Origin of the sequence: Bradyrhizobium sp. AT1, from assembly GCF_001590795.1 — a bacterium.
Taxonomy (GTDB): domain Bacteria; phylum Pseudomonadota; class Alphaproteobacteria; order Rhizobiales; family Xanthobacteraceae; genus Bradyrhizobium.
This window is the reverse complement of the sequence record NZ_JXDL01000001.1, coordinates 6,552,472-6,564,318: the sequence shown is the minus strand read 5'-3', so window position 1 is coordinate 6,564,318 and position 11,847 is coordinate 6,552,472. Positions and strand designations below refer to the sequence as shown.

At 65.4% G+C, this 11,847-nt stretch carries 11 protein-coding genes; 5 read left to right on the top strand and 6 right to left on the bottom strand.

The window, feature by feature from the left end:
- From SE92_RS30405 to SE92_RS30390, 4 genes are all read right to left on the bottom strand, one after another.
- Nucleotides 1-435 (bottom strand): NAD(P)/FAD-dependent oxidoreductase (locus tag SE92_RS30405; protein WP_157095984.1); only part of this gene is annotated, 435 nt, incomplete at its 3' end.
- 54 nt (nucleotides 436-489) lie between these two features.
- Nucleotides 490-1,365, bottom strand: a complete 876-nt coding sequence (locus tag SE92_RS30400) for an ABC transporter permease (RefSeq protein WP_063201856.1) — start codon at nucleotides 1,363-1,365, stop codon at nucleotides 490-492.
- Nucleotides 1,366-1,369: 4 nt separating this feature from the next.
- Nucleotides 1,370-2,320 (bottom strand): ABC transporter permease, encoded by a 951-nt coding sequence (locus tag SE92_RS30395; protein WP_063201853.1) that lies wholly within the window; start codon nucleotides 2,318-2,320, stop codon nucleotides 1,370-1,372.
- Nucleotides 2,321-2,347: 27 nt separating this feature from the next.
- Nucleotides 2,348-4,039: a peptide ABC transporter substrate-binding protein gene (locus SE92_RS30390; RefSeq protein ID WP_063201850.1), complete on the bottom strand. Its 1,692-nt coding sequence runs from the start codon at nucleotides 4,037-4,039 to the stop codon at nucleotides 2,348-2,350.
- 218 nt (nucleotides 4,040-4,257) lie between these two features.
- On the opposite strand from SE92_RS30390, the gene SE92_RS30385 reads away from it, so the two are divergent.
- A complete protein-coding gene (locus SE92_RS30385; RefSeq protein WP_063201847.1) occupies nucleotides 4,258-4,890 on the top strand; it encodes a cupin domain-containing protein in 633 nt (210 codons plus the stop codon).
- Nucleotides 4,891-5,018: 128 nt separating this feature from the next.
- Nucleotides 5,019-6,884: an ATP-binding protein gene (locus SE92_RS30380; protein WP_063201845.1), complete on the top strand. Its 1,866-nt coding sequence runs from the start codon at nucleotides 5,019-5,021 to the stop codon at nucleotides 6,882-6,884.
- Nucleotides 6,885-6,894: 10 nt separating this feature from the next.
- On the opposite strand, the gene SE92_RS30375 is transcribed toward SE92_RS30380, so the two are convergent.
- Nucleotides 6,895-7,920, bottom strand: coding sequence for an AraC family transcriptional regulator (locus tag SE92_RS30375; protein WP_063201842.1), 1,026 nt, complete (start codon nucleotides 7,918-7,920; stop codon nucleotides 6,895-6,897).
- Nucleotides 7,921-8,107: 187 nt separating this feature from the next.
- Between SE92_RS30375 and SE92_RS30370 the strand changes: the two genes are divergently transcribed.
- The 3 genes from SE92_RS30370 to SE92_RS30360 all read left to right on the top strand — a co-directional run bounded on the left by SE92_RS30370 (nucleotide 8,108) and on the right by SE92_RS30360 (nucleotide 11,307).
- A complete protein-coding gene (locus tag SE92_RS30370; RefSeq protein WP_063201840.1) occupies nucleotides 8,108-8,557 on the top strand; it encodes a cupin domain-containing protein in 450 nt (149 codons plus the stop codon).
- 59 nt (nucleotides 8,558-8,616) lie between these two features.
- Nucleotides 8,617-10,149 (top strand): flavin-containing monooxygenase, encoded by a 1,533-nt coding sequence (locus SE92_RS30365; RefSeq protein WP_502686785.1) that lies wholly within the window; start codon nucleotides 8,617-8,619, stop codon nucleotides 10,147-10,149.
- 90 nt (nucleotides 10,150-10,239) lie between these two features.
- A complete protein-coding gene (locus tag SE92_RS30360) occupies nucleotides 10,240-11,307 on the top strand; it encodes a hypothetical protein (protein ID WP_063201835.1) in 1,068 nt (355 codons plus the stop codon).
- Between the two features lie 100 nt (nucleotides 11,308-11,407).
- On the opposite strand, the gene SE92_RS30355 is transcribed toward SE92_RS30360, so the two are convergent.
- Nucleotides 11,408-11,830 carry a bleomycin resistance protein gene (locus tag SE92_RS30355; protein WP_063201833.1) on the bottom strand — a complete coding sequence of 141 codons (423 nt, stop codon included), beginning with the start codon at nucleotides 11,828-11,830 and terminating at the stop codon, nucleotides 11,408-11,410.
- Nucleotides 11,831-11,847 lie beyond the last annotated feature (17 nt).

Below are 11,847 nucleotides of genomic sequence, written 5' to 3'. Positions count from 1 at the left end.
GTCGGTATTGCCCGGCATGCGCTCGGCGACCTCGGCCGGCGTAAGCACGGTGGAGTGGACCTGCATCTCGCGCGCGACCGCAGCCCAGCGCTCCCAGCTCGCAAGCTCCTCCTTGCTCTTGGTCAGGAACAAGACGCCGGTGCGGCGGAAGCCGGCATCGACGCCGGCATCGTTCTGCATGTCCTCCCACAGCCGCAGCGCTTCGCGCGCCAGCGGGATCTCCTCGCGCGCGCGGCCCTGTTGGCGGCACCAGCCCCAATTGCGGCTCGACTGCTCGCCGCCGACATGGCCCTTCTCGACCAATGCGACCGAGAGGCCCTTCTTCGCCAGATGATAGGCCGCGGAGACGCCGATGACGCCGCCGCCGATGACGACGACGTCCACCTGCGCCGGCAGGCGTTCATCGCTGTTGATACGGTTGAGCGGCGGGGACATGAAGCACTCCTGGAGGTCAGTTCGATCGAATTCTTGTCGTCGTGAGTTTGCAGATCATGGGATGTTCATGCGCGGGTCGAGCGCATCGCGCAGGCCGTCACCGAGGAAGTTGAAGCTGGTCACGGCCAGCGTGATGGCGAGACCCGGCGCGATCGCGAGCCATGGCGCGCTGGTGAGATAGATCTGCGCGTTGTTGAGCATGTTGCCCCAGCTCGCCGCCGGCGGCTGGATCCCGTAGCCGAGATAGCTGACGTAGGATTCCAGCAGGATCGCTTTCGCGACGTTCAGCGTTGCCGCCACCACGATCGGCGCGATCGCGTTGGGCACCAGCTCGCGGAACATGATACGGAGGTTCGACGAGCCGAAGGCGAGCGCAGCGACGGCAAATTCGCGCTCGCGCAGCGAACGGACCTGGGCCTCGACGACGCGGGCCACGGCCATCCAGGCCGTCGCCGCGATCAGAACGGTGGTGGTGACGAGGCCGGGCTCGGTGAGCGCCGCCAGCGCCAGCAGCAGGAAGATGGTCGGGAAGCACAGCACGGCATCGACGAGCCGCATCAGCACCGCGCCGACCGCACCGCCATAGAATCCGGCAAAGGCGCCGACCACGATGCCGACAGCCATCGCCATCACCATCGCAACGATGCCGATCGATAGCGAGACACGTCCGCCCATCATCAGCCGCGCCAACACGTCGCGGCCGAGCTCGTCGGTGCCGAGGATGTGCGCGCCGGAGAACGGCGGCGCGAACCGCTTCATGATGTCGATATAGGTGTCGTCGAACGGCAGCAGATAGGGGCCGAACGCCGAGCCGAGCACCAGCACCACAATGATCACGGCGCCGGCGAGCGCCAGACGATGCCGGCGGAAACGCCGCCAAGCGGCCTGGCCGGGAGCGAGCTGGACGGTGGAAAGGGTTGCGGTCGCCATCGCTTCAGCCCACCCGGATGCGCGGATCGACGACGGCGTAGAGGATATCGGCGAGCAGCGAGCCGATCAGCACCATCGTGGCCGAGAACATCAGGATGCCCATCACCACGGGATAGTCGCGGTAGCCGATGGAATCGAGGAACAGCCGCCCCATGCCGGGCCAGGTGAACACGGTCTCGGCCACCAGCGCGCCGCCGAGCAGCGTCGGAAACTGCAGGCCCGCGACGGTGATCATCGGCAGCAGCGCGTTACGCAACGCGTGCACGGTGAGGATACGCCATTCCGGTATGCCCTTGGCGCGCGCGGTGCGGATGTAGTCCTGGTTGATCACCTCGAGCATCGAGGAACGCATGAAGCGGCCCCACATCGCGGTCTCGACCAGCGCCAGCACCATCGCCGGCGCGATCAGATGATGCAGCAGGTCGAGCAAGGAGCCGTCGCCGACGGTCTGGCGGTTGCCGGCCGGCAGCCAGCCGAGCTTGACCGAGAACACGTAGATGGTGACGAGGCCGAACCAGAAAGTTGGGATCGACAGCGCGATCATGGCGCCGACGGTGGCGAGCGTGTCGAACAGCGAGTATCGCCTCAGCGCGCCAAGGATGCCGATCCAGCAGCCCAGCAGCACCGCGATGATGGTCGCCGTCGCCATCAGTTCCAGAGTGGCGCCGAGATGCGAGGAGATCACCGACAGCACCGCCTCGCCATCGCGATAGGACTTGCCCCAATCGCCCTTCAACATGCGGCCGAACCAGTCGACATACTGGATCGGCAGCGGCCGATCGAGCCCGAGCTGTTTGGTGACGCGGTCGAGGTCCTCCTGGGTCATCTGCGCGGAGGCCGCGAATTGCGACAGCGGCCCGCCGGGCGCCATGTGCAGGATGGCGAAGCCGATCGCGGAGACGATCACCAGCAGCATGATCGCCTGTGTCAGGCGGTTGACGACGTATCGGGCCATCTCAGGCTGCCCAGCGAACCCTGTGCATCAGGCCCAGTACCATTCGCGGATGTTCCAGCAGTTGATCGACATGTTGATGTTGGGACGGAAACCCTGCAGCCCTTCCTTGACGCCTTCGGCGATGAAGCCCTGGAACAGCGGCAGGATGGCGAGGTCGTCGCGGATCAGCTTTTGCAGCTCGCCATAGGTGGTCTTGCGCTGCGCCTGCTCGAACTGCCTGGCGCCCTCGGCGAGGAGGCGATCCGCCTCCGGGCTCCGATATTGATAGGTGTTGTAGCCACGGCCGCCCTTGGCGGGAATCGCGCCGGAGCCGAACCGTGGCGTCACATCGGGATCGCTGCCGAGCATGAAGTTCACGGAGACCAGCACCGAATTGAATTTCGACTGCTGCCAGAAATCGCCCCAGATCACGGCGGCCGGCATGTTGTTGACGCGCATCGCAGCGCCGATCGCGCGCCAGTCCTGGATCAGAAGCTGCTGGGTCTGCTCGCGCACCGCATTGCCGGAGGTCGTCGAGTTGGTGAATTCGAGCTTGACGCCGCCCTTCTCGCGCACGCCACCAGCGCCCCGCACCCACCCCGCCGCGTCGAGCAGCGCGTTGGCCTTGGCCGGATCGTATTTGTGCTGCGGCAGCCCCTGCTGGAACGACCAGGCCTGCTGCGGCACGAAACTCTCGGTCAGCCTCGGCAGGCCGTAGTTCAGTGCGTCGATGATCGCCTGCTTGTTGATGCCGAGATACAGCGCCTCACGCACCGTGCGGTCGGCGAACGGGCCGAACTCCAGATTGGGCGCGATGTGCTCGACCGAGGACGTCGAGGAGACGAAGATCTTGCGGCCCTTCAGCGTCTTTGCTTCCTGCACGAAGTTCGGCAGGATGCCCTGCAGGCCGGTGTAGTCGACCTGGCCGGTGCGGAACTGGGTGTAGAGAACGGTGAGGTCCGGAATGTATTTGAAGACCACGCGTTCGACGTAAGGGCCCTTGCCGTGATAGCCGGCATGGGCGTTCAACTGGATGTGGTCGCCGGGCACGCGCTCGCCCCAGCGGAACGGGCCGGTGCCGACCGGCGCGTTGTGGAACGGCGAGGCATTCGGATCGGCCACCTTCTCCAGGATGTGCTTGGGCACGATGAAGGTCAGCGCCGCCAGGATCGACATGTAAGGCGAATAGGCCGTTTCCATGCGCCAATGGATCTCGTCGGGCGCGACGATCTTGATGTCCTTGACGAGGCTGTGTCCGACGCGACTGCGCGCACGGAAATCCGGATTGTTGATCAGCTCGAGCGAGAACTTGACGTCCTCGGCCGTGAAGGGCGTGCCGTCGTGCCACTTCACGTCGCTGCGCAACTTGATCTTCCAGGTCAGGCCGTCAGCCGACAGTCCGCCATTCTCGATGGTCGGGACTTCGCGGGCGAGGTCGGGGACGAACTTGCCGTCGGGCTCGATGTACCAAAGCGGCGAGAACACCTGCCACCAGATGCCCTGGTCGACCTCGATGCCGGGCATCAGGGGATGAAAGACGGTCGGCTCCTGCGACAGCGCTGCGATCACCTGCCCGCGCGGCTTGTCCGGCGGATTGGTTGGACGTTCAGTCTGGGCAAAGGCAGTGCCTGAAAGAGTCCATCCTGCTGCAGCGCCTGCGCCGAGCTGAAAGATCTGTCGGCGGTTTGGAATGCCGAAGTGCGATCCGCCAACGTCGAACTTGCCGGTGCTGTCTGCCATGACCAGTCTCCGTTCCCGCACGCGGCACCGTCTCCCGCGCCCCCGAGACCCCGGCAAGGGACAGGAGTGGGCTTTAGTGCTTCTAAATTTTTCAGACAAAATTTCACCATGACTAAATACAGCTGTCAATCGCATTGCTAGTATGCGCAACCTTTTCACTCCGACTGAAGCCCGGCCCGATGCGGTCCTGGGCTCAAGATGATGCATGGGAGAGCGACATGGATGGTCGCGGCGACACGAATAGTCCGAAGGACGCCCTGATGATCGAGCCGGACGATGCGGTCGACCAGCGCCTCGGTGAAACCGTGCGGCTGCTGCGCCAGCGCGCCGGCTTCTCGATCCAGGACGTCGCCACCAAGACCGGCCTGTCCACCGGCATGATCAGCCAGCTCGAGCGCGCGCGCGCCATGCCGTCGATACGGACGCTGCGCCTGCTCAGCATCGCGCTCGACGTTCCCATCTCGTACTTCTTCGAGACCAGCGATCCCGTCGACGTGCAGCGCTATATCGTGCGCAAGAACAGCCGGCGGCTGCTGCGGCTCACCGCCAGCGGCGTCGTCAAGGAAGCGCTGACGCCGGCGGACAAGGGCCAGCTCGAGCTCTACGAGCTCACGCTCAATCCCGGCTCCTCCTCCGGCACCGACTTCATGCAGCACACCGGCGAGAAGGCCGGCTACATCCTCTCCGGCAGCCTGCGGCTGTGGCTCGACAACCAGGCCCATGTGCTGGAAGCCGGCGACAGTTTCCGCTTTCCGAGCACCGTGCCGCACATGTTCGACAACCCGACCCAGCAGGTCGCGCGCGCGATCTGGGTGACGACCCTGCGCCAGACCGACTCGCCCGCCGGTTGAAGGGCTACGGCCCGCACCGCCGGAAATTGCCCTCGACGCCGCCCCATTGAATCTGTAGCTCACGTGAGAGCAGAGTCATCTGCCGGGCGGACACGGGGGTCCGTTCCGGACGTCGTTGGTAGGAGACCATGAAACTCAGGGGGCTTCTGACACGCGCGATGGCCGCACAGGTCGTCGTGACCGCGGCGGCCCTCCTCGCCTCCTATGCCGTGGCCGGACCCGGATTCGGCATTGCGCAGATCGCGGCCCTCATCGCGAGCGCCGCTGCTGCCGTGCTGCTCGCGCGGTTCTGCGCCCGCACGATCGAGACGTCAGAGGACAAGTGCGCCGCCGCGCAAGCGGCCGAGCTGGCGCGGGCCCGCAACGACAGCGCACAGATGACGCAAGCCATCATCAAGACCGCGCTCGACGCCTTCATCCAGATCGACGACAACGGCACTGTCCTGGAGTGGAGCTTTCAGGCGGAGGCCCTGACCGGATGGACGCGGGCGGAGGCGCTTGGTGCCGACGTCGTCGACCTCATCGTCGCCGAACCGCTGCGCGCCGCCTTCCGGCAGCGCATGGCGCGGCTGGTGCCGGAACTATCGAATACGCCGTCGGGCCTGCGCTTCGAGCTCACCCTGGTCCACAGGAACGGCGACCCAATCCTGGCCGAGGCGTCCAGCACGGTGCTGCGGCTGGGCGCGCGCGTCATCACCAACACCTTCGTCAGGGACATCACCCGGAAGCGCGCCGCCGAGGAACAGCTGGTGCAGTCCCAGAAGATGGAGGCGGTCGGGCAGCTCACCGGCGGCATCGCGCACGAATTCAACAACATGCTCACGGTGATCACGGGCACGATCGAGATCCTCGCCGACGCCGTCAAGGACAACCCGCCGCTTGCGACCATCACCAAGCTGATCAGCGAGGCCGCCGATCGCGGTGCCGCGCTAACGTCGAGCCTGTTGTCCTTCGCGCGCAAGCAGGCGCTGCAGCCCGCCGACATCGACGTCAACGCTCTGCTGGAGGAGCTCGCAAAGCTGCTGCTGGCGACCTTCGACAAGAAGATCGAGATCGTCACCCGGCTCGACCGCAACGTCTGGCTCGCCTACGCCGATCGCGGCCAGCTGAGCTCCGCGCTGCTCAACCTCGCGATCAACGCTCGCGACGCCATGCTGGACGGCGGCCGGCTGACGCTGACGACGCGCAACATCGTGTTCGGCGTGCGCGAGGCCGTCGCCGTCGGCGCCGGCTATGCCGGGGACTATGTCGAGATCGAGATTGCCGACACCGGCACAGGCATTCCGCAAGCCATCCTGGAGCGGATCTTCGATCCGTTCTTCTCCACCAAGGAGGTCGGCAAGGGCACGGGGCTCGGTCTCAGCATGGTGTTCGGCTTCGTCAAGCAATCCGGCGGCGGCATCAAGGTGGCCTCCGAAGAAGGAAGCGGCACAGTCTTCACGCTCTATCTGCCGAAGGCGGAGGCGAGCACGCTGCGGCCGACCGGCTATGACGACCGCAAGATCGTCGGGGGCACGGAAACCGTGCTCTGCGTCGAGGACGATCACGACGTCCGCCAATATGTCACGGTTCAGCTCGAGGCGCTCGGTTACAAGGTCATTCCGGCCGCCAATGCGACCGAAGCGCTCGCGATTGCGGCCGAAGGCAAGCCATTCGACCTGCTCTTCACCGACATCGTGATGGCCGGCGGCATGAACGGACGGGAGCTCGCCGAGCAGATGGTGGCGGCGCGGCCCTCTATAAGGGTCCTGTTCACGTCCGGCTACGCCTACGATTCGCTGCACACACAGGGCCGCGCCACGATGGGCGCGCCACTGCTGCGAAAGCCCTATCGCAAAGCCGAGCTCGCCCGCATGCTGCGCCGCTGCCTCGACACGGCCGTCGATTCCGCCGGCGACGCGATCCCGACGCCCTACTCGGTGCAGGCTGATGTCGAGGCTTTCCTGCGCAGGCAGGCGGCGGAGGACAACGGGACCAAGAGGCCTGGCAAGTAGGTCTTTCGCCTCAGCTCATCCTTCGCCGCAGCGTCGCCGACGGCGTCTCGCCGAATTTTTCGCGGTAGGCACCGGCCATGCGGCCGAGATGGGTGAAGCCGAGGTCGAAGGCGATGTCGGTGATGGAGGCATCGGGCGATCCTTGCGCAAGCCGGGCGTGGAGCGCGGCGAGGCGCATGTCGAGCAGCATCTCCGAAATCGACTGGCCGAAATGACGGCGAAAGCCGAGCTGCAGCGCGCGGATGCCGATGCCGGAGGCGCAGGCAAGTTGTGCGAGATCGAGCGGCTCGCTGGCATTGCCCGCAAGATGGTCGCGCGCCGTGCGAAGCGCGCGCGGCAGCCGTTCGGCCCGGCCGGAGAACCTTTCAATCGCATCCGACAGGCCGTGCCGCTGGCCATTGAGCAGATGATCGAGCAACAGCTCGCGCCAGTCGGCCATGGCGACCGCGGGCAGCCGGCCGGACGGACCGAGACGCTCGGCGAGCAGCATCAGCTCGGCGAGGCTGGTTCGCAAGGCGCGCCCCGACGGCGCCTCCAGGTCGATCACGGGATCGAACTCGACCGTGCCCGCTGCCCGGCCCGACAGCGCCGCGGCGCGCTGCTCGACCATGCGGCGGTCGAGCAGCAGGATCGCCTGCGCGCAATCGCGCCACATCATGCGGGTCGGGATCGTCGGCGACAGCAGCGACGCCGTCCGCTCCGGCGCAGCATCGAGCTCGGTATTGCCGGCGCGAATATGGGCTGCGCCCGCGAGCGGGATCTGCACGAGGAAGAAACGCTCGAGGCAGCCGGGATCGATGCCGACCGATCCCCCATAGGCGACGTAGTTGATGGAAAAGCCGTCAAAGGCCGCGCAATTGTGCCGGGCCGAGAAGCAGGCCTCGCGCGCCTGAGCCGGCTCGAGATCGTGCGGGCAGAAGATGCGCCCGATCTCTTCAGCCGCTTCGTCGACGTCGTCGGTGGTGACGCGCGCGAAAGCCGCAAGCCGTTCGGCTGCGGATGCCCTCGCACTCATTTCCTGCACGGCTGCGGACATCGTCGACCACGCTTCGCGTCACGGAATTGCTTTAAGCCTATAATAATTCCGCCGGCGCGAGAAGGGCCGCGCCCGCAAAATCGTCGTGCTGCACGGCAACAACCGTCGCCGGATTCGTTTAGCGGATAGACAGGCCCCCAGCGTTGACCGAAGCTCCATCTCCGCCGGAATCCAATGGGAGCGCGACATGACTGCACTCGAAAAGGGCATTACCGCCGCTGGCACAGGCTACGGCGGCAAGAGCTGGAACATTCTGGGCCAGGTTTACTTCCCCAAGGCCGTCACCGAGTCCACCTTCGCCTTCGAGACCAACAGCGATCCCGGCCAGTTCGTGCCGGTGCACATTCATCCGACCCAGGACGAATTCATCCTGGTGCAGGAAGGCACGCTCGACCTCAAGCTCGACGGCAAATGGGTCAAGGCCCATGCCGGCGATCTCGTGCGCATGCCCCGCGGCATCCCGCACGGCTACTTCAACAAATCCGACAAGCCGTGCCGCGCGCTGTTCTGGGTCTCGCCGATGCAGAAGCTGGAGGCGCTGTTCGAGCAGCTGCACAATCTGACCGACCCTGCCGAGGTGGTGCGCATCTCGGCGCTGCACGAGGTGGATTTCCTGCCGCCCGAGGCCAACGACTAGCCTCTTCGTCCATCTTTATCTGCTTGCCGGCTCGCCGGCCGCGCGCTTTGCGGCCGAACGTGGCCGCTTGCGCGGAAAATACGTCGATTGCGAGCAAACTCATGGTCACTCCCAAGCATGTCTGCGTGATCGGCGCCGGCGTCTCCGGCCTCGCCGCCGCCAAGGCGTTCTCCTCCCGCGGCCACCGCGTCACCATCGTCGAACGCTCTGGCGATCTCGGCGGCGTCTGGGAGCCGGCGCGCTCCTATCCTGATGTGCAGACGCAAAGCCCGAAGGAGCTCTATCGCTACACCGACCGCGCGATGCCGGAGTCCTATCCGGAATGGCCGACCGGCCCGCAGGTGCACGTCTATCTCGCAGACTACGCCAGGAGTTTTGGTCTCGATCGCATGCTGCGCCTCGGCACCGAAGTCGCCGGCATGGCGCGGCGTGCCGACGGCAAGCCGGGCTGGACGCTCACCCTGAAGAGCCAGGAGGGCACGACGACGAACGAGGATTTCGATTTCGTCGCTGCGTGCACCGGCCAGTTCAACGAGCCGCGCGAGCTGCATTGCCCGGGCGAGGACGGCTTCCTGGCACAAGGCGGCCAGATCCTGCACTCCTCGACATACGGCGATCCCTCGCTGGCGAAAGGACGCCGTGTCGTCGTGCTCGGCGGCTCCAAATCCGCAACCGACATCGCGGTCAACGCGGTGAAATCGGGCGCGCGCGAGGTCACCATCGTGATGCGCGAGCCGGTCTGGCGCATCCCCTATTTCATCGGCGGGCTCGTGAACTTCAAGCGCATCCTCTACATCCGCGCGCAGGAGGAGATGTTTCCGGGCTGGGGCATCAGCGGGGTGACGCGGCTCGCGCACCGCATCGCCGCGCCGCTGGTGTGGGCGAACTGGCGCGGGCTGGAGAGCCTGCTCAAGGCGCAGCTCAAGCTCGGCCGCTGCAACATGGTGCCGAAGGAGCGGATCGAGGACGGCGTCAACTGCTCGGTGCCGATCGCAACGCCCGGCTTCTATCCGATGGTCGCCGACGGCCGCATCAAGGCGGTGTTCGGCACGTTCGATCGTTACGAGGGCGACAACATCGTGATGAGCGGCGGCGAGCGCGTCGGTGCCGACGTCGCGGTGCTCGCGATCGGCTACAAGCTCGGCGTGCCGTTCCTCCCCGCGGCCTACAGGCAGAAGCTGGTCGACGCCGACGGGCAGTACCGGCTCTACCGCCTGATCGCCAATCCTGATCTGCCCGAACTCGGCTTCGTCGGCTTCAACTCCTCGTTCTGCACCGTGCTCTGTGCCGACCTCGCCGCCAACTGGCTGGTGCGCTATGCCGACGGTCAGCTCGCCAGGCAGCCGACGGCGCAGGCCATGCGCGACAACATCGAGATGATGCTGCACTTCAAGCGGGTCGAGCGGCCGGCCGCGGGCGTCTATGGCGGCCTCTGCGTCGCGCCCTATCACTACCGCCATTTCGACGAGCTGATGGCTGACATCGGCACGAAGCAGCAGAAGCGCGGCGGCCTTGCCGGACACTTCCAGCCGCCGGATGCGGATGCATACGCGAAGTTCCTGGCGACGGCGCCGGATTATCGGGCGGCATAAGAATTGCGGCTGAGCGGGATTTTGCGTCTCGCCAGCCGTTGCATCTGATGCTTACGATCTCCCTGGCCAGCGAATCGATGGGAAACGGCCATGGGATTCAGACGTCTCGCGATCTTTGCGGTTGTTGCCTTCTTCGTCGCAGCGCCTGCCGCCGGCCAACAGCGCGCGCTCACGCCGCGGCAGACGGAGGCGGTCGCCGCCTATGACAAGGCGCTCGCCGATTTCAAATCGATCCTCGCCGAGCGGCGGCGCCAGATCGACGCCAGGGAGCCGCTACCGAACCTGCCGGGACAGGCGCTGTATCTGGCACGCGTCGCCGTCATCAGCAGCTACAAAGATCTGACGGATGCGATGCCGTCGCGGATCGGCCGGCCCAACAAGTTCGAGATCCCGCCGGCCTATTTCGACGCGGACATCGAGCCCCTGATCGACGAATATTCGAAGCTGTTCGACGTCATGGAGGCGCCGCCGGCCAATGCGCAGAATTCGGCGACACCGTTCAAGGACGTCGTCGATCTCGCCACGGTGATCGCGCGCGCCAAGGGACTTGCGCCTGACCACGCCGCGGCCGCGGGGCGCATCAGCCTCGGGCTGTTCTTTGCCGAGACCAACGGCAAGCAGAACGTTCGCAACGGACGCTCGAACACCTATATGGGCAGCTTTCAGACCGGCCCCTCCGAGGACCGCAACGGCCACAGGAAATGGCAGGCCATCAAGGCCGAGATCGCCGCGATCGATCCGCACCTGAGCGCGCGCGACGACAAGGAGGAGGCGCGCGCCAGCGGCACCGATCGCCGTTTCAACCACTGGACCAACGTGCGCGACGGCCTGATGAACGCGCATGCGGACGTGTTCCGCGAGATTCCTGGAATCGTGAAGACGCTACCTGACCCGATCGACCAGATGAAGCTGTTCGAGCTGATCCAGATCGTGCCGACGCCGACGCGGGCTGCGCTCAAATCCGGCGATCTCCTGAACTACCGGGTGTCCAGCCCCACGATCATGAAGCACTTGCGCAACAACAGCATCTTTGCGTTCGGGCGGGCGGATCGCGCGCGCAATTCGGCGAGCTTCCGCGAAATCCTCGGTGCGATGTGGCTGTTCAACCGCAAATTCGAGAAGGCGATGGCGAAGTACGCGGAGATCAAGCCGCGGTAGGAGATGGATGAGCGGTCATGGTCCGGTCGCCGGAGCGTGACCCCAAGGCGGACGGGGGCGGATCGAGGCGGCTGCAATTCGAAAGCACCGTTCGAAGAGGTTATCTTTTGCCCAAATCCTCCGCGAAACGCAGCAGGTAGCCGTCGGGGTCTTGCACCAGGAACTGCCTGTTGCCGCGCTCCTCTCCCGCGATCCGATACCACGCGTCATGACACTCTCTGAAGAGAGGCCATTTCTCGCGCTTAAGAGCTTCGAGAAGAGGTGCCACGGAGTCGACGAACATCTGAAAGTTGATCCCGCGCCCCAATGGTCGTTGCAGAGCCCCGGTTTCCCAATTGCCATTCTGTTGCTTCAGCATGACTTGGGATCCTTGCAGCTCGATGTACATGAAGCGATTCTCCGGTCGCTGATACGCGATCCGGAAACCGAGTATCTCGCACCAGAAATTCTTGCTCTGCTCCAAGTCAAAAACGTCCAGCTCAGGGACGAGCCGGGCAAAGCCCCCGGTTGGTAATCTATCCACGGCTCACCAGCCCTTCC